Here is an 18,715-nt window from a genome sequence, read left to right on the forward strand (position 1 = left end):
CTCGCCCTCACGCGGACACCTGCATCCCGTCCAGCACGTCCAGCAGCGGCGCCGCGTCGGCCGGCCGCAGCCGGCCCGACGCGATCGCCCGGTCCGCCGTCCGTCGGGCCAACGCCAGGTAGGGGGGTACGGATTCCGGGGCGGTCGCGGCCAGCCGCTCCAGGTGCCGGCGTACGGTGCCCGCGTCGCCCCGAGAGACCGGGCCGGTGAGCGCGTCGTCGCCGAGGTGCAGCGCGTTCTCCAGGGCGGCCCGGAGCAGCGGGGCCAGCACCTTCTCCGGCCGGTCCACCCCGGCGTCGCGCAGCCGGTCGGCGGCCTCGTTGACCAGGGTCACCAGGTGGTTCGCGCCGTGGGCCAGGGCCGCGTGGTAGAGCGGCCGGTCGCCCTCCGCCACCCACTCCGGCACGCCGCCCAGGTCGGCCACCAGCCGGGCGGCGAACGCGCGCAGCTCGGCCGGCGCGGTCACCCCGTAGGAGATGCCGGCGAGGCGGGTCAGGTCGTCCGGCGTACCCGTGAAGGTCATCGCCGGGTGCAGCGCGAGCGGCCGGGCGCCGGCGGCCGCGGCCGGCGCCAGGACGGCCAGCCCGTGCGCGCCGGACGTGTGCGCGACCACCTGGCCGGGGCGCAGCGCGCCGGCCTCGGCCAGGCCGGCCACCACGCCGGCGAGGGCGTCGTCGGGGACCGCCACGACCAGCAGGTCGGTGGCCGCGCGGGCCACGGCGGCGGCGGAGCGGGTCGGGGTCTGCGGCAGCAGCAGGGCCATCCGGGCCCTGGTCGCACCGGGGGCGCCGGCGGCGGCGACCACCCGGTGGCCGGCGGCGGCGAGGGCCGCGCCGAGCACGGCGCCGACCCGGCCGGCGCCGAGCACGCCGACCGTGAGGGTGCGCGGGGAGACGAGCGGGGCGTCGGCGGCCCGGGGCGGGGCTGCCGGACGCGAACGCAGGGGTGCGCTCATGGCAATCGATCCAGTCCTCGAAGGGGGTACCGGTCGATCGCAAGTATGCGCCGGGGCCACAGAGCCGAAACAAGGATGTGTGAAAACCTTCACCGACGGCGCGAAGGGGTCGCTCCGGCGGCGCCGAGCGGCCCCTTCTGGTACGCCGGCGCACGTCACCGGAGCGCCGACCGTAGGGTCGGCACGGTGACGCCCCCTGACCGTCCGCTCCGCTGGCGCGAGGCCATGTCTTCGGCCCTCTACGGCCCGGCCGGCTTCTTCGTCTCCGGCCCGGGGCCGGCCGCCCACTTCCGCACGAGCGTCCACGCCTCCCCGGTCTTCGCGTCGTGCCTGCTTCGGCTGCTGTCTTCTCTCGATGCCACCCTCGGCCATCCCGCCCGGCTCGACGTGGTGGACGTCGGCGCCGGTCGGGGTGAGCTGTTGCGGTCGTTCTCGGCCGCCGTGGGCGTTTCGGGGGAACCCGCCCGCTCCGGGCGGTCCGGCTTGATCCCTCCGCCGGCGGGCTCCCCCGAGACCCTGACCACCACGGCCGCCGCCCGCCCGTCGCCGGTTCCGCTGGCCGAGCGGGTACGCCTCATCGCGGTCGAGAAGGCGCCCCGGCCGGATGACCTGCCGACGGAGATCGAGTGGGTGGACGAGATCCCCCAGGGCGTCACGGGGCTGCTGGTGGGCACCGAGTGGCTGGACAACGTCCCACTGGACCTTGCGGAGTACACCCCCGCGGGCTGGCGGTACGTGCTGGTGGACCCGGCGACGGGTGAGGAGTCGACCGGTGAGCCGGTGTGCGACGAGGACGCCGAGTGGCTGGCCCGGTGGTGGTCTCCTGCCGATCCAGAGGCGACCACCGAGGGGTTACGGGCCGTCCGGCCGGCGGAGGGAGCACGCCTGACCGCCCGGAGCCGGTCGGGCCGCCCGGAACCCCCCACCGGCACAAGAGCCGAGATCGGCCGGACCCGCGACGACGCCTGGGCGGAGGCAGTGGGACAACTCGACCGAGGGCTCGCGTTGGCCGTGGACTACGGGCACCTGCGGGCGGACCGGCCGGTCGGCGGGACGTTGACCGGGTATCGGGACGGGCGGCAGGTGCCGCCGGTGCCGGACGGGTCGTGTGACGTGACGGCGCACGTGGCCATGGACTCGGTCGCCTCTGCCGGTGAGCGGGCCGCGCGGTGTGCGTACACCCTGGTGTCGCAGCGGGAGGGGCTGCGGGAACTCGGGGCCGACGGCGGGCGACCGCCGCTGAGCCTGGCCTCCCGGGACCCGGCCGGCTACGTGCGGGCGCTCGCCGCCGCGTCGGCGGTGGCCGAGCTGACCGACCCGGCCGGCCTCGGCGGGCACTGGTGGCTGCTGCAGCCGGTCGATGTGGGGCCGTGATCGTTGACGGACCGGCTGCGGCTCACGCGGCGTGTCGAGCCGCTGGGCTGCCAACGATCACCGCTGGGCCTGCCGGCGCGATCGCCGCCCGTGGCACGATGACGGACATGACCACCGACGCCGGCGACCTCCGCGAACTGACCGTCGGCACCGGGGCCGGCGGGGAGCAGCTCGGCACCGACATGGTGCTCAACATCGGGCCGCAGCACCCGTCGACGCACGGCGTGCTCCGGCTGAAGCTGGTGCTCGACGGCGAACGGGTCGTCTCGGCCGAACCGATCGTCGGCTACATGCACCGCGGCGCGGAGAAGCTCTTCGAGGTACGCGACTACCGGCAGATCATCGTGCTGGCCAACCGGCACGACTGGCTCTCCGCCTTCTCCAACGAGCTGGGCGTGGTGCTCGCCGTCGAACGGCTGATGGGCATGGAGGTGCCGGAGCGCGCGGTCTGGCTGCGGATGGCGCTCGCCGAGCTGAACCGGGTGCTCAACCACCTGATGTTCCTCGGCTCCTACCCGCTGGAGATCGGCGCGATCACGCCGATGTTCTACGCGTTCCGGGAGCGGGAGACCATCCAGGCGGTCATGGAGGAGGTCTCCGGCGGCCGGATCCACTACATGTTCAACCGGGTCGGCGGGCTCAAGGAGGAGGTGCCGGCCGGCTGGACCGGGCGGGCCCGGGCCGCGATCGGCGAGGTCCGCCGCCGGATGCCCGACCTGGACAACCTGATCCGGCGCAACGAGATCTTCCTGGCCCGCACCGTCGGCGTTGGCGTCCTGTCCGCGGCCGACGCCGCCGCGTTCGGCGCCTCCGGCCCGGTCGCCCGGGCCTCCGGGCTCGACCTGGACCTGCGCCGGGACGAGCCCTACCTGGCGTACGACCAGCTCGACGTGCCCGTGGTCACCAAGACCGCCGGGGACTGCCACGCCCGCTTCGAGGTGCTGCTCGACCAGGTGTACGCCTCGCTCGACCTCGCCGAGCAGTGCCTGGACCGGGTGGACCGCCTCAGCGGGCCGGTGAACACCCGGCTGCCCAAGGTGGTCAAGGCGCCCGAGGGGCACACCTACGCCTGGACCGAGAACCCGCTCGGCATCAACGGCTACTACCTGGTGTCGCGGGGCGAGAAGACCCCGTGGCGGCTCAAGCTGCGCACCGCCTCGTACGCCAACGTGCAGGCACTGGCGACCCTGCTCCCGGGCTGCCTGGTGCCGGACCTGATCGCCATCCTCGGCTCGATGTTCTTCGTGGTCGGCGACATCGACAAGTAGCCCGCGGGCTCAGCGCCAGCGGTCGGTGGCCCCGGCGCCCCCGGCCCGGGGGACGTCGTCGCGCGGCGGGTAGCCGTAGCGGGCCGGCTCGGGCTCGACCTGGCGCCACTCCGGCTGGCCGCTGCGCTGCGTCGGCGGCCGCCACTCGTCCGGCACCGGCACCCCGCCGGCCGGGAGCGCCGGCCGGCCCTCCTCCGCCCAGCCGCCGCCCACCTCGCCACCGGCCCCGCCGCGGACGGACGCCCAGCGGTCCTCGATCCGGTACTCGGTGCCGCCGCCGTCGGCGTGCACCGCGGCCCGGCGCTCCCCGACCCGGATCTCCCGGCCGTGCTCGTCGTCGCGGACCGCGGCCCACCGGTTGCCGGTGCGCAGCTCGGACCAGTAGTCACCGTCCGGGTCGTCGGCCACCGCCCGGCCGGGCTGCTCCGGCGCCCGGCCCGCATCCGTCCCCGCCCAGCCGTCGGCCGACCGCTCGCCGTAGCCGCTCCGGTCGCCCCGATCGGCCCAGGCGCCCGGCCCGGTCCGGTCGCCCTGGCCCGCCCAGCCGACCTGGCCGCTGCGGACGGCTTCGTCGCGCGGAGTGGCTCCCCAGCCCGCCTCCTCGCGGCCGCCGGGTACCGGCGGCCAGGACCGGTCGCCGGCCGGCCCCTCCTGGCCCGATCGCCAGGACCGGTCACCGGCCGGTCCGGACCGCTGCTCGCCCGGGCCTGCCGACCAGGACCGGTCGTCGGCCGGGTCACCGGACCAGCCCCGGTCGCCGGCTTCCCGCGCGGACCAACCACGGTCCTCGCCCTCCCGCGCCGACCAGCCACGGTCCTCGCCCTCGCGGGCGGAGCGGCCCCGGGAGTCGTCCTCCCGCGCGGACCTGCCACGGTCCTCGCCCTCGCGGGCGGAGCGGCCCCGGGAGTCGTCCTCCCGCGGGGACCAGCCACGGTCGTCGCCGGATGCGCGGCCGACACCCGCCCACGGGTGCTCGCCGCCCGGCGTCCCGGGCCAGGAGGCGTCGTCCCGGGAGCCGGTCGGCCCGGACCAGCCGGCGCCGGCCTGCCCGGATCGGGAGCGCTCGTCCCGACCGGGCCGGATGTGTTCGTCGTCGGCGTTCCGGTACCCGGCGCGGGGGCGCTCCTCCGGCTCCGCCCCGCTCCACGAACGCTCCTCCGGCGCCGGATTCCAGCGGCCGGCGTAGCCGCCGTAGCGGGTGCCGGCCGGGTCGGCGCCACCGTCGACGATGGTGTGGCGGGTGGTGACGTGCACGGTCTCGGTGTGGTGCACCACCCCGACCTGCCGGGGCTCGGCCCGGACCTCCGGCTCGGGAGCGCGGGGCGCACCGTAGACCCCGGCCTGGGGACGGTCGGCGCCGTAGACGCCCGCCTGGGGACGATCGGCGCCGTAGGCCCCGGCCTGCGGGCGGTCCGCGCCGTAGACACCCGCCTGCGGGCGGTCGGCTCCGTAGACCCCGCCCTGCGGGCGGTCGGCGGCAGGGCCGGGGTGGTCGTCGGCGGGGTCGGCGGCGTAGCGGGCGGCGGGCTGCGGGCGGCGGACCGCCTCGTCCTCGTCCCGGGCGGGCTGCGCCCGGCCCGGCTCGGTGCGGGCGCGCCCCTCGTCGTAGGCCTCGGTGGCCGGCACCCGGGCGCGGCCGCCGGCCGGCTCCTCGGCGGCGGCCGTGGTCAGGCCCGCGGCGGCGGCGATGCCGGCGGCCGCGGCGTCGAGCCGTCGGCGCATCGCGGCGACCGACTCCTGGGTCCGTTGGGCCTGGTCGAGCGCCTGGTTGCCGCGCTGGGCGGCGGCCACGATCTCGCCGCGCAGCTCCCGGCGGAGCTGCTCGATCTCGTCACGCAACTCCTCGGCGCCGGCCGCCCCGCCGCTGCTCTCCGCCCGCAGCGCCACGGAGAGGCCGATCAGCACCACGGCCAGGATGGCCAGCACGGCGCCGAACCGGAGCGGGCCGTTGCCGTCGGCGACCAGCAGGATGAGTGCCGCCAGGGGCGCGAGCGCCACTCCGATCCAGAACAGGACGGTCAGCAGTTGCGGACTGCGTTTTTCGGCGGGGGCGACCGAGGCGGGCATGGCTGAGCAGAGTACCGAGAGTTGTCCCGGTAGGGAACGGGCCGAAAGCATCGATGTAGAGCCGGTGACCAGGGCTTCCCTCCCGGCCACGGCGGCTGCCCCCGAAGCGCCGGCGGACCCGGGGGTCCGCCGGCGCGGCGGCGGTGGTCAGCTCGCGGCGAGCGCGGCGTCCGACGAGAACACCAGGCCGACGCTGGCCGCGCCGGTCTTCAGGGCGTTCTTGGTCTGCGGGCCACCCGCGTCGAGCGAGCTGAACGAGCCGGCCTTGAAGTCGTAGACCTCGACGAGGCCGGCCTGGCACTTCGGCCGCTGCGGGCACTCGGGCGGGCCGGCCAGCACGGTGGCCGTGCCGGAGCACTTGGCCGCCAGGTCGGAGAGGCTGGCGACCTGGTACTTGTCGGCGAACGCCGTGGTGACCGCGAAGGCGTTCTGGTCCTGCGCCTGGGCGGGCTGGCCAAAGCTGATGCCGACCTTGTCGCCGGCCGCCTTCAGCGCGCCGACCGTCTTGTCCAGCTCCGGCGAGGAGACCGGCTGGGCGTCCTTGCCGTTGGCCTTGGTGTTGAGGAACTCGGCCATCGTCGCCGCGTATTCGGGAACGACCTGGACCTGGCCCTTCTCCAGGGCCGGCTCGTAGAGCTCGCGGTTGCCGATGGTCTGCACCTTGACCTGGTAGCCGGCCGCGGTGAGCGCGATCTTGTAGAGCTCGGCGATGGTCTGGCTCTCGCTGAAGTTGCCGGCGCCGACCGTCACCTGGCCGCCGGGGCCCTTCTCGACGCCGTCGGTCACACCGTTGGCGTCGGCGAACTCCTTCGCCGCGACCTGCGGGGTCTTCCGGTCGACGTCGACCGCCCGGTTCAGCTCGATCAGCTTGGGCGTGTCGAGCTTCGCGGAGACCTTGTCGAGCGCGGCGACGAGCTGCGGCGTGGCCGCCTTCGCGTTGACCGCGGGGATGACATTGTCGGTGTTCTGGAGCTTCTTGTCGTCGGTGAGGACGACCAGCTTGTCGCCGGCCACCGGGGCGCAACCGGCCCCCGAGGCGCCCTGCTGGGGCGCGTCGGTGCCGGAGGAACCGGCGCCACCGCAACCGGTGAGGAGACTCGCCGCGGCGAGGGCGCCGAGCGCCCCCACGGCCAAACGTGAACGTGCGTGCATCAGTGCCCGCCTTCCGTGTCCCGGCGCGACCCGTGTCGGGCCGGCCGCGTGTCCGACGGGCGATCCGATCGAACGCCCGCGACTTCCAGCCAATATCTTCCGGACCCAACCGACAAACTCCGAGCGAGATTCGTCACCGGATCGTCACCGGTGGGACTCAGGTGCCCGCCGTGGCGTCGGCCGCGCGGCGATTCGCCGCCCGCCGGGCCCGGCGCAGCGGGCGCGGCGTGACCGCCCGCTCGACCAGCGCCAGCACCCCCTCGACGAGCAGCGCCAGCCCGGCCACCAGGACGCCGCCGGCGATGATCTGGCCGCCGCCGGCCGCGATGTCCAGCCCGAAGCCGGCCCGGATGATCTGCCCGAGCCCGCCGCCGTTGACGAACGAGGCCAGCGCCGCGGTGGCCACCACCTGCACGGCGGCGGTGCGGAACCCAGCCGCCAGGTAGGGCACCGCGAGCGGCAGCTCCACCCGGCGCAGCACCTGCCTGCCGGAGAGCCCCATGCCGCGCGCCGCGTCCCGGGCCTCCGGATCGGCCTGCCGCACCCCGGTGTACGCGGTGGCGAGCAGCGGCGGCACCGCGAAGACGGCAAGCGCGACCACCACGGCCGGCCGCCCGAAGCCGAGGAAGGTCAGCGGCAGGATGGTCAGCAGGGCCAGGGTCGGGATGGCGAGAGTGACGTTGGACACCAGCAGCACCAGGCCGCCGCCCCGGCCGGTGTGCCCGAGCCAGAGCCCGATGGGCCAGGCCACCAGGCAGCCGAGCAGCACCGCCAGCCCGGACAGGCTCAGGTGCTCGCCCAGCCGGTCCAGGATGCCGCCCGGGTTCGTCCAGTTCAGCGGATCGTTCAGCCAGACGACCGCCTGCTGCACCGGGTTCATGAGCTCCGCCCTCGCAGCCAGGGGGTGAGCACCCGGCCGATGCCCGCCAGGATCAGGTCGAGCACCAGCGCCAGCAGCACGCAGAGCACCGTGCCGGTCATGATCTGGGCCTTGTAGAAGTTGTTCTGGAAGCCGGCGAAGATGAGCTGGCCGAGGCCGCCCCGGCCGACCACCACGCCGACCGTGACCAGCGCGACCGTGGAGACCGTGGCCAGCCGGAGGCCGGTGAGGATGCCGGGCAGCGCCAGCGGCAGCTCGATCCGGAACAGGCGGCCCCAGCGGCCGTAGCCCATGCCCTCGGCGGCCTCCCGCACCTCGGGAGGCACCTGGTTCAGGCCCGCCAGCGCGTTGCGCACGATGACCAGCAGCGCGTAGAGCGCCACCACGGTGAGCACGGTGATCGCGCCGATGCCCAGGTAGGGCGCGAGGAAGGCGAACAGCGCCAGCGAGGGGACCGTGTAGAGCACCCCGGTCAGCGCCAGGATCGGCCCGGCCAGCGAGCGGAACCAGTACGCGGCCACCGCCAGCGGCAGCGCCACGAGCGCCGCGATCAGCACGGCCCGGGCGGTGAGCCAGGTGTGCTCACGCAGCGCGGCCAGGATCGTGTCAGAGTTGTCCCGCACGTACTGCCAGGAGAACCACGGGTTACCAGGCGCGGCCCGGTAGCTCAGGTGGAGGGACACACGTGGACGTTACCCCGGCTGCCGGACACGGCGCGGCCTCGATCACCCTGGAGCGCATCCGCAAGCGCTACCCGGACGGCACCGAGGCGGTGCGGGAGCTGAGCCTGGAGGTGAAGGCCGGCGAACTGGTGGTGCTCATCGGCCCGTCCGGCTGCGGCAAGTCCACCGTGCTGCGCATGATCAACCGACTGATCCAGCCCACCGGCGGGCGGATCCTGCTCGGCGACGAGGACGTCACCCAGGTCGACCCGGTGACGCTGCGCCGCCGCATCGGGTACGTCATCCAGAACGTCGGCCTCTTCCCGCACCAGACGGTCGCCGCCAACGTGGCCACCGTGCCGGGGCTGCTCGGCTGGTCCCGGGAGCGGACCCGGGCCCGGGTGGACGAGCTGCTGGAGCTGGTCGGCCTCGACCCGGGGCAGTTCGGCCGCCGCTACCCGCACGAGCTCTCCGGCGGCCAGCGGCAGCGGGTCGGTGTGGCCCGCGCGCTCGCCGCCGACCCGGTGGTGCTGCTCATGGACGAGCCCTTCTCGGCCGTCGACCCGATCGTCCGGACCCGCCTCCAGGAGGAGTTCCTCCGGCTCCAGGCCGAGGTCCGCAAGACCATCGTGCTGGTCACTCACGACCTCGACGAGGCGGTCCGGCTGGGCGACCGGATCGCGGTGCTCTCCGAGGGCGGCCGCCTGGAGCAGTACGACGTCCCGGCCGCCCTGCTCGGGTCGCCCGCCTCGCCGTTCGTCCGCGAGTTCGTCGGCGCCGACCGGGGCATCCGCCGGCTGGCGGTCACCCCGGTGACCCGCGAGGTGCTCGACCCGCTCCCGGCCGACGGCGGGGCCGGCCTGCCGACCGTGCCGCTGGGCGGCTCGGCGTACGACGCGCTGGGCGGGCTGCTCACCTCGGGCGCCGAGCACGCGGTGGTCACCGAGGACGGCCGGCCGGTGGGGCTGCTCAGCCGGGCCCGGGTGCTCGGCCTCGGCGTGCTCGACTGAGCGGTGCGGCCCGGCCGCGGGGCGGACCGGACTGGCCAGGCCGGCGGTCCGGCGGCGGTCAGGCCCGTCCCCCCAGGCTGGCCAGGCCGACGATCCAGCCGGCGAAGAAGCCGTAGGTGACGCCGGTGCTGGCGGACTGGAAGGCGGCGAAGAGCGAGCCGTGCGGCCCGAGGAGGGTGGCCAGCAGGGCCGTGCACCCGGCGGCCAGGGCGTACGCGCCCCAGCCGGAGAAGAACTGGCTGCCCGAGCTCTCCACCCGGGCCACCTGCGGGCCGGGCAGCAGGTAGAGCAGCGCCGCTGCCAGCACGATGAGCAGGATCGCCCGCAGGTTGGTGGCGAGCACGCCCTGCGACGGGTCGTCGGCGTGCAGCCGCCAGGCCGGCCAGGCGAGCAGCCGGAGGAACCAACCACCGGCCCCGGTCGGGTCGGTGTGGTCCTGCACCCAGCCCACGTACATGGGGCTGCCGCAGACCGCGACGAGCAGGAGCACGGCGAGCGTGCCGGTGCCGGCGGCCGTGCCGTACGAGGCGACGGTGCGGGGGCGGTTGGTGAGGGCCATGGAGCGGTCAGTTCCCGGCCCACCGCGCCGGGCAAACCTGCGTACCCGGTCCACCGCCGAGGGCCGGCGGGCGGGCATCGCTCAGTGCTTCATCAGGTAGTCGATGAAGGCGGCCCGCAGCAGCGGTGTGGACTCCGGCTCCTCGTAGCCGTGCCCGGTCATCTCCCGCCACAGGGCGTTGGCCTCGTCGACGATCGGCCCGATCGAGTTGGGGGCGCCGTCCAGGATCGCGGCCTCGTCCGCGTTGGGCATGTGGCGCAGCACCGACCAGAAGAACTCGACGTCGCGGCGCTCCCGGGCCAGGTGGAACGCCTGCTCGCGCAGGTCCTCGGTGGAGAGCTTGTCCAGCTCGTCGAAGGTACGGCCGCCGGGGGCAGGAGTGTCCGTCATGCCGCCGAGCCTAACCGGCGAGATCAGCTCCGGCCGGACGGACGCGGCGCAGGCGCCGGTCGGGCCGATCAGCGGTCTCCGGCGTCCCAGCCGCGCGGCTCGCTCTCCCAGCGCGGCGACTCCCACGAATCGACGGTGTCGTTGTTCCGCACGGGCAGCACCGACGGCCAGGCGTCGGCCGGCTCGGGCGACGGGGTCAGCGCCCAGCCGGTGCTGGTCGCGCCGTCGCCGCCGGGACCGGTCGGGCCGGCCGGGAGCGCGTTCGGTGGCGCCGGCCGGGGCCGGCCGAACGTCTCGACCAGCCGGGTGACCAGCAGCCCGGCGCCGAGGGTGGCCCCGCCGACGGCCCACCGGCTGATCGTCCAGTCCTGTGCCACGGCCCAGGCCAGGAAGACCTCCACGGTGCAGACCGCCAGCAGGGTGCCGAAGATTCCGCCCCGCCGCCCGTACGCGCTGGTGCCACCGAGCATGACCGCGCCGATCGCCAGCACCGACCAGTCGAGGCCCGTGCTGGGTGCCACCGGGCCGTCCCCGTTGGCGGCGATGAGCACGCCGCCGAGGACGGCCAGGACCGTCGAGCCGATCAGCGCCAGCGCGGCCACCGTGGCGGCCGCGGCACCCCGCCGCCGGGCCGGGTCGGCGATCGGCCGGAACCGCCCGACCAGCCGGCGGACCGGTTTGATCGCGCCGAAGAGCCCGCCGAGGACGGCGACCGCGGCGAACCCGACGAAGAGGTAGAGGGCGGTGCCCCGGGGGTCGTAGCCGCCCTGCACCACGACCGGGGTGGTCCGCCGCTCGATGTACACGATCACGCCGGCCGCACCGGCCAGGCTGGCCGCCCAGGCGGGCACGTGCAGCACCACCACGGCCAGCGCGAGCGCCAGCCCGCCGAGCGCCGCCACCGCCAGCGCCGGGAGCAGCGCCTCCCGTACGCCGCGGTCGCCCTGCTCCGCGAAGTGCAGCGCGGCGGCCAGCGCGACGGGCCCGACCGCCAGGTTCACGGCGGCGGTCCGCATGCTGAGCCCGGCGGCCAGGGTGAGCAGCCCGAGCCCGGCCACGTCGACCAGCAGCGTCTTCAGCGCGGCGCCGCGCAGCGCGTCCGCGTCCTCGCGCCAGAGCAGCCAGGTCACCGCGCCCAGCCCGAGCAGCAGCAGGAACTCCCAGACCACGTGAACGGCGATCCGGTCCCGGCCGGGCTCGCCGTGGGAGGGGTCGTCGAAGACGTTCTCCAGCACGGCCGCGGGCACCCCGGACGACGTCTCCACCGGCGCAGTCCGGCCCGTCTCGTCGTACCCCATGGCCCGCGCCTCCCACATGGCCGGCCGTGGTCCGACGCGCGGGCGGACCGGCGGCGGCCGTTGCTCTCCGGTCGCCAGGCACGGTACCTGCGGGGGGAGGTGCTGGGAACCCCCTGATCAGAGGCGGCCGCGCGGAGTCTCCCGGTCGCCGGGCTCGCGGTCCTCGTCGTCCTCCTGCTCGGGAACCCGGCAGGCCCGCTCCAACCACAGCGCCGCCGCGACCAGGGCGAGCGAGGCGAGCAGGCCCGCCCCGGCGGCCGGCCGGTCGTCCATGGCGGCGTTGGTCGGCTCCAGGAACAGCCAGCCGGTCAGCCCGGCGTAGAAGCCGGCGAAGATGGCCCCGGCCAGCGCGGACGCCTTGGCCAGCGCCACGAACCGGGCGACCAGCAGCGGGTTCACCGGGTCCCGGCCGGGGCGCCGCTCGATCCGCCCCCGGGTGTTGACCGCCGCGTACCCCTCCAGCACGGCCAGGCCCGCCAGGGTGACCACCGGCAGCCAGGGCAGGTCGGGGGCCGCCCCGTAGAAACTGCTGATCAGCAGCCAGGCCAGCGCGGCGGCGGCCAGCGCGGCCACCACCAGCGTGGAGATCCGGGTCGGACCCATCCGGAAACGGTCGGGGTCGCGCGGGGGCTGCGCCTGGCTCATGCCGTCCGGCTCCACAGGGTCATGTGTCCGACTCTAACGCCAGATCGGGGCGCGGACCGAGTTCCAGCGCGTCGGAGGCCAGCGGCTCGGCGTTGAGCAGGTCGGTCAGCCAGCCGTGCCCGGGCAGCCGGCCGTGCGGTTCGATGTCGATCCACGGCCGCAGCACGAAGGCGCGCAGGTGGGCCCGGGGGTGCGGCAGCGTCAGCTCCGGATCCGCGCTGAGCACCGGCTCACCGGCCGCGTCCCAGACCGCGATCACGTCCACGTCCAGGGTGCGCGGCCCGTACCGCCGCTCCGGGTCGCGCGTGCGCCCGGCCGCCGCCTCGGCGGCCCGGGCCCGCGCCAGCCAGTCGCGCGGGGTCGCCGCCGCGTCCCGCACCAGCACCGCGGCGTTGAGGTACGCGGGCTGGTCGGCGTCCCCCCACGGTGGAGTCTCGTAGACGCCGGAGACCACCAGCACGGTGTCGCCGAACGAGGCCACCGCGGCGCGCAGGTGGGCGAGGCGGTCGCCCAGGTTGCTGCCGATCGACAGGACGGCCCGGCTCATCGGGTACGCCGCATGGTCACGGCCACGTCCCGGAAGGTGTGCGGGATCGGGGCCTCCGGCTTGTGCACGGTGACCGTCGCGGCGGTGACCAGCGGCTCGGCCAGGCAGACCGCGAGCAGCCGGTCGGCGAGCGTCTCGATGAGGTTGACCGGCTCGCCGGTGACCACCGCGACCAGCTTCTCCGCCAGCTCGCCGTAGTGCACGGTGTCGGCCACCTCGTCCGAGCGGGCGGCCGGGGCCAGGTCGAGTTCGAGCACGGCGTCGACCACGAACTCCTGCCCCTGGGCCCGTTCGAAGTCGTAGACGCCGTGCCGGCCGTGCGCGCGCAGGCCGGTCAGCTCGATCCGGTCGGTCATTGCTCTCCCTCGTGCGTGGTGGGCCGGGCCAGGCGCTCTCCCTCATGCGTGGTGGGCCGGGCCAGGCGCGGGCGGCCGGTGGCCCGCCAGACGGCGAGCGCGTCGGCGGTGCCCCGGACGTCGTGCACGCGGACCCCCCAGGCGCCGGCGGCCACGGCGAGCACGCTGGTGGCGACGGTGGCGGCCTCCCGCTCCGCGGTCGGGCGGGGGTTGCCCTCGTGGTCGGCCAGCAGCCGGCCCAGGTAGGACTTGCGGCTCGACCCGAACAGCAGCGGGAAGCCGAGGTCGACCAGCTCGGGCAGGCGGGCGCTCAGCTCCCAGTTGTGCGCGGCGGTCTTGGCGAAGCCCAGCCCCGGGTCGACGATGATCCGGTCGGCGGCCACCCCGGCGGCCAGGGCCTCGTCGACGCGCCGGCTCAGCTCGGCCCGCACGTCGGACACCACGTCGGCGTACCGGGCCAGGTCCCGCATCTCGCGCGAGTGGCCCCGCCAGTGCATCAGCACCCAGGGGCAGCCGGCGTCGCGGACCACCCGGGCCATGTCCGGGTCGGCGAGGCCCCCGGAGACGTCGTTGACCACGTCCGCGCCGGCGGCGAGGACCGCCTCGGCCACCCGGGCCCGGCTGGTGTCGATGCTGACCGGGATGCCGGCGGCGCTCAGCTCGCGGATCACCGGCAGCACCCGGGCGATCTCGGTCTCGGCGTCGATCCGGTCGGCGCCCGGCCGGGTCGACTCGCCGCCCACGTCGACGAGGTCCGCGCCGGCCGCCCGCAGTCGCACTCCGTGTGCGACTGCGGCGTCCAGGTCGGCGTATCTGCCGCCGTCGGAGAAGGAGTCGGGCGTGACGTTGAGGACGCCCATCACCACCGGGGCCTCCGCCCGTACCAGATCGGTCACGGACCCGACAGTACCGGTCGCCAGCAGGGCTTCCGGCGGCCCGGGCGACCCCACCGGACGACGGCCCTGACGTGCCGATTGGAACAGGTGTACGATCGGTCTTCGGGCCCGTTCCGGGTCGACTCTTCGCGGGTTGTCGCAAAGGTGGCCGGGCCGTACGCTTTGGAATTGCCCAGCATCGAGATGGCGAAGCCTGGAGGGAGGGCCGAAGCGGGACAGATCCCCCCAAAGCTCACCACCCTCCGTGGTGGGTGACGAACGCAGCGTCGCCGACGCTGTGTGCAGCGAGCACCATCCCGCCAGGCTTTGCCCACATGCACCACCGCGGCGCCGCCGGCCGCGACCTTGGGGAGGTTTTCCAGTGATCGCCATCGAGCTCATGGGAACGGCGTCCGCCGCCGTCGACCACGCGCTCCACACCCTGGCGTCGACTCCACTCGCCGAGCCGGCTCCGAAGGGCATCGACACCAACAATGTCGTCTCCTTCTTCGCCAGCAAGATCGCGCCGATCCTGCTCGCGGTGCTCGGCGTGATCTTCATCGGCCGAGCCAGCCGGGGTGAGATCTCCAAGGTGCTGACCAGCTCAGCCATCGCGATCATCGGGCTGGCCTTCATCGCCGGCGCGGCCACACTCTTCTTCGTCGGCGACTACCTGATCAACCTGATCTTCGAATAGGCGTTGGGCGACGATGCGGCTGCGCACCGACGACGACATCTACCGGGCACGCCTCGTCTACCTGGGGCCGCCCGGGTACACCCTTCCCGTCCACCTGCCGTACGCCCAGTACGGCCTGTTCATGCTGCTCGTACCCCTCTACATGTTCATCCACTGGTTGTTCACGCTCCAGGTCGAGCTCTTTCCCGCCTGGGAGATCTCGCTCGCCATCGTGACGACCTCGTTCATCTTCCGGTACGTCGACCCGGACCGGCCGGCGCGCATGGTCATCCGGACCGCGCTGACGGACTGGCGACGCACCCGGGAGCCGGCCGCCGAGCTGCGCGACCCGCGCCTCGTCGCGAGCCGGATCAGGATCCGGGAGGAACTGGCATGACCGGGCGTACGCAGACGGCGCAGACGAACGACGCGGGTGAGGCGGTCGCATGAGTCGCTCTTCCACGCCGGGTTCCCCGGCCGGGCGCCCGGCCGGACCCCACGGTAACCGTGCGCGATCGTTCGACTACCCACCGGACGAGGAGCTGGGCGAGGCCACCCTCGACCCGGCCCTGGTGACCAGCCCCCAGCACGGTCGCGTCGGGGTCTTCCAGCCGCCCCGGCCGCTGGCTCCCCGCGGCACCGAGCAGCGGGAGCCGGTGGTCGCCGACGGCGGCGACATCGACTCTCCCTTCCTCGACCTCTTCGGCGGCGCGCAGCCCCGGGTCCGCCGGCCGGCGAGCCCGCCGGCCGGCCCGCCCGTCCCGGTGGAGCCCGTGGTGGCGCCGCCCCGGCGCGGCATCGGCCGCGAGGCGCCGCCGATCCCGCACCAGCACGCGGCTCCGGTCGAGCCGGCCCTGCCGCCTCGGACGGTCCCGTCCCAGCACACCGGCCCGGTCGAGCCGGTCGAGCCGCCCGGGGCTGTCCCGCCGCAGCACGCCGCTCCGGTCGAGCCGCCCCTGCCGATCCCGCACCAGCACGCCGCTGCGGTGGAGCCGGTCGAGCGGCCCCTGCCGCCACCGGCCCTGCCCGCCCGGCCCGAGGACGAGCCTCCGGCCGCCCGATTCCGGGAGAGCGCGCCCGGCGTCCGCCCCGTGGGCCGGCCCCGCGAGGCGGTCGAGGCCGCCCGCCCGGCGGCGCACGTCGTCCCCGAAGCGCCGGAGCAGCCCGCCCTCGAACCGCCGCCGGCCACCCGTACCCGGGTGCCGCACCAGGTCGGCGACCGGCTCCCGGCGCTCCGGTCCACCGTCGAGCCCGAGCTGGCCGAGCCCGAGGCCCCGGTCGAGCGCCCCGCCCGCCGGCGCGACCGGCGGCCGGCGGAGCCCCGGCTGGAGACGCGCGAGCTGGCCACCCCGTCCGGCCGGGAGGTGGCTGCGCCCCGGCAGCGGTCGCCGGAGCGCGGCGGCAAGCCCGCGAAGCCGGTCCGGGTCCGCGCCCCGAAGATCAAGTTCGGGGATCGGGACCCCGCGGTGGAGCTGGCCATCACCGAGATCGCCGGCCACCTCACCTTCACCCCCAACACGGTCACCGCGTGGTACTGGCTGCCCGAGGTGCGCTGGGCGTTCCGCCCCGACGCCGAGCGCGAGGCGCTGCTCTCGGCGATCTCCGAGCAGTACGCCGGCCTGGCCGGCTTCCGGCTGCACCTGCGCCGCACCACCCGGCCGTTCCCGGCCGACGAGTGGGCCCGCACCATCGACGCGCACACCGCCGCGCCGCTGCCCGACGTGCCCGGCACCACCGGCTGGGCCGACCACCTGGTCGCGGCGCAGCGGCACCTCATGGCGGTCAACCACGCCGAGGGGCAGACCTACCTCGGCGTCACCTTCGCCCGCCGATCGCTCGGCGACTCGCTCACCGAGCGGCTGTTGCGCACCTTCGGCCGGGGCACCGCCGACGGCGAGCGGCGCCGGCTGGGCCGCACCGTCGAGCAGTTCGACGAGGTGCTCGGCGCGTTCGGCATGCGCGGCCGCCGGGTCACCGCGCAGGAGTTGGAGTGGCTCCTCTACCGCTCGGTGGCGCTCTGCATGGCGCCGCCCGGCGTGCTGTCCCCGATCACCAACGGGCGGTGGGAACGCGGGGACCTGCTGGCCCTCACCGAGCAGGTCGAGCGCTACCGCACCCCGTACGGCTCGACGGTCAAGCTGGTCAACCGGATGACCGGCGAGGAGCGGCACGTGGCCGTGCTCGCGGTCGGCCGGATGGAGCCGCTGGAGATCCCCGAACGGCACGAGCCCTGGCTGCACTTCCACGAGCGGCTGCCGTGGCCGATGGAACTCTCCACCCGGGTCGACATCCTCGGCCCCGGCGACTCCTTCCGGAACCTCGAACACCGGCTCCGGATGATCCGCTCCCAGCAGCTCGACTACGCCGAGCACGGCATCGACGCCCCACCCGAGCTGGAGCGGCTGGCCAAGCGGGCACTGGTCATCGGCGACGAGATGACCACCGGCCTGCCGGTCGACTCGGCCCGCGCGCACGGCTGGCACCGGATCGCCGTCGGCGGCCGCACCCGCGAGGAGTGCCTGGAACGGGCCCGCCGGCTCATCCAGCTCTACTCGCGTGAGCTGCGCATCTCGCTTCAGCATCCGAAGAACCAGGACTGGCTGGCCCGCGAGTTCATCCCCGGCGAGCCGATCGCCAACACCGGCTACGTCCGGCGGATGCCGGTCAACCTGCTCGCCGCCGCGCTGCCCCAGGCCGCCTCCACGGTCGGCGACCGGCGCGGCGACCTGATCGGCCGGACCGCCGGCACCTGCCGCCGCCCGGTCTTCCTCGACCTGCACTTCCCCATGGAGGTCCGCGAGCGCTCCGGCCTCGCCGTCTTCGTGGCCGAGCCGGGCGGCGGCAAGTCCACCCTGCTCGGCGCGCTCGGCTACCTGGCCGCCCGGCGCGGCGTGCAGGTGACCCTGCTCGACCCGTCCGGCCCGCTCGCCCGGCTCTGCGCCATGCCGGAGCTGGCGCCGTACTCGCGGGTGCTCAACCTCACCGGCTCGGAGCAGGGCACCCTGGCACCGTACGCGCTGATCCCCACGCCGCTGCGCAGCGAGTTCGGCGCCGGGGCTGCCGGCGACCGGGAGTTTGAGATCGCGGTCTCCAACGCCCGCGCCGAGCGCCGGATGCTGGTGCAGGACATCTGCATGATGCTGGTGCCGCCACAGGTCGCCCGGGAGGCGTCCACGGCCACCCTGTTCCGCCACGCCGTACGCCAGGTGCCGGCCGAGGAGACCTCCACGCTGGACGACGTAGTCGCCTGCCTCCAGGGGCTCGACGACGACGCCGGCCGGGAGCTGGCCAACCTGCTCCTCGACACCGCCGAGATGCCGCTGGCCATGCTCTTCTTCGGCCGGCCGCCGGAGGGGCTGCTCGGCGCCGACGCGGCGCTCACCGTGATCACCATGGCCGGGCTCCGGCTGCCCGACCTCAAGATCGAGCGCGAGTACTGGTCGGCCGAGGAGGCGCTGGCCCTGCCGATGCTGCACACCGCGCACCGGCTGGCCGTCCGCCGCTGCTACGGCGGCTCGATGTCCTCCCGCAAGCTGGTCGGCCTGGACGAGGCGCACTTCATGGAGGGCTGGCGCTCCGGCCGGTCGTTCCTGGTCCGCCTCGCCCGCGACTCCCGCAAGTGGAACCTGGCCGCGCTCGTCGCCTCGCAGAACCCGAAGGACATCCTCGGGCTCGACGTGCAGAACCTGGTCTCCACCGTCTTCGTGGGCCGGATCGCCGAGGACACCGAGATCGCCTCCGAGGCGCTGCGGCTGCTCCGGGTGCCGGTCAACGACGGCTACGAGGCCACCCTCGCCTCGCTGTCCCAGGCCGACAGCGGGTCGGCCGCCCGGCTCGGCTTCCGCGAGTTCGTCATGCGCGACGTCGACGGCCGCGTGCAGAAGGTCCGGGTCGACGTGTCGTACGTCGACGGGCTGCTGGAGCACCTGGACACCACCCCCGCCGCGGTCGCCCAGGCCGCCGGGCAACTGCCGACCGTCCTGGCTGATCTGGAGGCGTGA

18 protein-coding genes are annotated in these 18,715 nt (G+C 75.1%); 6 read left to right on the top strand and 12 right to left on the bottom strand.

All coding sequences use genetic code 11. From position 1 onward, the window contains the following. Nucleotides 1-7: 7 nt before the first annotated feature. Entirely contained in the window at nt 8-955 is a 948-nt protein-coding gene (locus ABZ452_RS12305) for a Rossmann-like and DUF2520 domain-containing protein (RefSeq protein WP_357941742.1), read from the bottom strand. Between the two features lie 225 nt (nt 956-1,180). Here ABZ452_RS12305 and ABZ452_RS12310 point away from each other — a divergent pair, with 225 nt between their 5' ends. Next, nucleotides 1,181-2,329 (top strand): SAM-dependent methyltransferase, encoded by a 1,149-nt coding sequence (locus ABZ452_RS12310; protein ID WP_357941993.1) that lies wholly within the window; start codon nt 1,181-1,183, stop codon nt 2,327-2,329. A gap of 98 nt (nt 2,330-2,427) precedes the next feature. Next, the gene (locus tag ABZ452_RS12315; RefSeq protein WP_357941744.1) at nt 2,428-3,597 is read left to right on the top strand and encodes an NADH-quinone oxidoreductase subunit D; all 1,170 of its coding nucleotides are present in this window, start codon (nt 2,428-2,430) and stop codon (nt 3,595-3,597) included. Between the two features lie 9 nt (nt 3,598-3,606). On the opposite strand, the gene ABZ452_RS12320 is transcribed toward ABZ452_RS12315, so the two are convergent. From ABZ452_RS12320 to ABZ452_RS12335, 4 genes are all read right to left on the bottom strand, one after another. Further along, nucleotides 3,607-5,664 (bottom strand): hypothetical protein, encoded by a 2,058-nt coding sequence (locus ABZ452_RS12320; protein ID WP_357941746.1) that lies wholly within the window; start codon nt 5,662-5,664, stop codon nt 3,607-3,609. Between the two features lie 147 nt (nt 5,665-5,811). After that, nucleotides 5,812-6,816 (bottom strand): glycine betaine ABC transporter substrate-binding protein, encoded by a 1,005-nt coding sequence (locus tag ABZ452_RS12325; RefSeq protein WP_357941748.1) that lies wholly within the window; start codon nt 6,814-6,816, stop codon nt 5,812-5,814. Nucleotides 6,817-6,973: 157 nt separating this feature from the next. Next, nucleotides 6,974-7,696, bottom strand: a complete 723-nt coding sequence (locus ABZ452_RS12330) for an ABC transporter permease subunit (RefSeq protein ID WP_357941750.1) — start codon at nt 7,694-7,696, stop codon at nt 6,974-6,976. Then, entirely contained in the window at nt 7,693-8,379 is a 687-nt protein-coding gene (locus ABZ452_RS12335) for an ABC transporter permease (RefSeq protein ID WP_357941752.1), read from the bottom strand. The genes ABZ452_RS12330 and ABZ452_RS12335 overlap by 4 nt, the downstream gene beginning before the upstream one ends. A 2-nt stretch (nt 8,380-8,381) precedes the next feature. Here ABZ452_RS12335 and ABZ452_RS12340 point away from each other — a divergent pair, with 2 nt between their 5' ends. Next, nucleotides 8,382-9,368 carry an ATP-binding cassette domain-containing protein gene (locus tag ABZ452_RS12340; RefSeq protein WP_357941754.1) on the top strand — a complete coding sequence of 329 codons (987 nt, stop codon included), beginning with the start codon at nt 8,382-8,384 and terminating at the stop codon, nt 9,366-9,368. Between the two features lie 58 nt (nt 9,369-9,426). Here the strand turns inward: ABZ452_RS12340 and ABZ452_RS12345 are convergent, their stop codons facing one another. From ABZ452_RS12345 to folP, 7 genes are all read right to left on the bottom strand, one after another. Beyond that, the gene (locus ABZ452_RS12345; RefSeq protein ID WP_357941756.1) at nt 9,427-9,927 is read right to left on the bottom strand and encodes a hypothetical protein; all 501 of its coding nucleotides are present in this window, start codon (nt 9,925-9,927) and stop codon (nt 9,427-9,429) included. Between the two features lie 81 nt (nt 9,928-10,008). Further along, nucleotides 10,009-10,317, bottom strand: coding sequence for a hypothetical protein (locus ABZ452_RS12350; protein WP_151465377.1), 309 nt, complete (start codon nt 10,315-10,317; stop codon nt 10,009-10,011). A 68-nt stretch (nt 10,318-10,385) separates the two neighbouring features. After that, nucleotides 10,386-11,615: an ABC transporter permease gene (locus tag ABZ452_RS12355; RefSeq protein WP_357941759.1), complete on the bottom strand. Its 1,230-nt coding sequence runs from the start codon at nt 11,613-11,615 to the stop codon at nt 10,386-10,388. Between the two features lie 117 nt (nt 11,616-11,732). Continuing rightward, entirely contained in the window at nt 11,733-12,260 is a 528-nt protein-coding gene (locus ABZ452_RS12360; protein WP_357941761.1) for a DUF3180 domain-containing protein, read from the bottom strand. Nucleotides 12,261-12,279: 19 nt separating this feature from the next. After that, the gene (gene folK, locus ABZ452_RS12365) at nt 12,280-12,807 is read right to left on the bottom strand and encodes a 2-amino-4-hydroxy-6-hydroxymethyldihydropteridine diphosphokinase (RefSeq protein ID WP_357941763.1); all 528 of its coding nucleotides are present in this window, start codon (nt 12,805-12,807) and stop codon (nt 12,280-12,282) included. Then, on the bottom strand, nt 12,804-13,163 hold the full coding sequence (gene folB / locus ABZ452_RS12370; RefSeq protein ID WP_357941765.1) for a dihydroneopterin aldolase: 360 nt from the start codon (nt 13,161-13,163) through the stop codon (nt 12,804-12,806). Before folB ends, folK begins: the two co-directional genes overlap by 4 nt. Continuing rightward, a complete protein-coding gene (gene folP / locus ABZ452_RS12375; RefSeq protein ID WP_357941767.1) occupies nt 13,160-14,059 on the bottom strand; it encodes a dihydropteroate synthase in 900 nt (299 codons plus the stop codon). The genes folB and folP overlap by 4 nt, the downstream gene beginning before the upstream one ends. A 361-nt stretch (nt 14,060-14,420) precedes the next feature. Between folP and ABZ452_RS12380 the strand changes: the two genes are divergently transcribed. The 3 genes from ABZ452_RS12380 to ABZ452_RS12390 are packed head-to-tail and all read left to right on the top strand — an operon-like array spanning nt 14,421 to nt 18,715. Next, entirely contained in the window at nt 14,421-14,735 is a 315-nt protein-coding gene (locus ABZ452_RS12380; RefSeq protein WP_151465372.1) for a hypothetical protein, read from the top strand. A gap of 13 nt (nt 14,736-14,748) precedes the next feature. Next, nucleotides 14,749-15,111, top strand: a complete 363-nt coding sequence (locus ABZ452_RS12385) for a hypothetical protein (RefSeq protein WP_091317037.1) — start codon at nt 14,749-14,751, stop codon at nt 15,109-15,111. A gap of 49 nt (nt 15,112-15,160) precedes the next feature. Next, nucleotides 15,161-18,715, top strand: a complete 3,555-nt coding sequence (locus ABZ452_RS12390; RefSeq protein ID WP_357941769.1) for an ATP-binding protein — start codon at nt 15,161-15,163, stop codon at nt 18,713-18,715.

The organism is Micromonospora sp. NPDC005707 (assembly GCF_040631005.1).
Lineage (GTDB): Bacteria > Actinomycetota > Actinomycetes > Mycobacteriales > Micromonosporaceae > Micromonospora.

Bases quoted from the DNA above. Each gene is read 5' to 3' on its own strand.
- ABZ452_RS12305 (WP_357941742.1), bottom strand. From the start codon at position 955: ATGAGCGCACCCCTGCGTTCGCGTCCGGCAGCCCCGCCCCGGGCCGCC.
- ABZ452_RS12310 (WP_357941993.1), top strand. From the start codon at position 1,181: ATGTCTTCGGCCCTCTACGGCCCGGCCGGCTTCTTCGTCTCCGGCCCG.
- ABZ452_RS12315 (WP_357941744.1), top strand. From the start codon at position 2,428: ATGACGGACATGACCACCGACGCCGGCGACCTCCGCGAACTGACCGTC.
- ABZ452_RS12320 (WP_357941746.1), bottom strand. From the start codon at position 5,664: ATGCCCGCCTCGGTCGCCCCCGCCGAAAAACGCAGTCCGCAACTGCTG.
- ABZ452_RS12325 (WP_357941748.1), bottom strand. From the start codon at position 6,816: ATGCACGCACGTTCACGTTTGGCCGTGGGGGCGCTCGGCGCCCTCGCC.
- ABZ452_RS12330 (WP_357941750.1), bottom strand. From the start codon at position 7,696: ATGAACCCGGTGCAGCAGGCGGTCGTCTGGCTGAACGATCCGCTGAAC.
- ABZ452_RS12345 (WP_357941756.1), bottom strand. From the start codon at position 9,927: ATGGCCCTCACCAACCGCCCCCGCACCGTCGCCTCGTACGGCACGGCC.
- ABZ452_RS12350 (WP_151465377.1), bottom strand. From the start codon at position 10,317: ATGACGGACACTCCTGCCCCCGGCGGCCGTACCTTCGACGAGCTGGAC.
- ABZ452_RS12355 (WP_357941759.1), bottom strand. From the start codon at position 11,615: ATGGGGTACGACGAGACGGGCCGGACTGCGCCGGTGGAGACGTCGTCC.
- ABZ452_RS12360 (WP_357941761.1), bottom strand. From the start codon at position 12,260: ATGAGCCAGGCGCAGCCCCCGCGCGACCCCGACCGTTTCCGGATGGGT.
- folK (WP_357941763.1), bottom strand. From the start codon at position 12,807: ATGAGCCGGGCCGTCCTGTCGATCGGCAGCAACCTGGGCGACCGCCTC.
- folB (WP_357941765.1), bottom strand. From the start codon at position 13,163: ATGACCGACCGGATCGAGCTGACCGGCCTGCGCGCGCACGGCCGGCAC.
- ABZ452_RS12385 (WP_091317037.1), top strand. From the start codon at position 14,749: ATGCGGCTGCGCACCGACGACGACATCTACCGGGCACGCCTCGTCTAC.
- ABZ452_RS12390 (WP_357941769.1), top strand. From the start codon at position 15,161: ATGAGTCGCTCTTCCACGCCGGGTTCCCCGGCCGGGCGCCCGGCCGGA.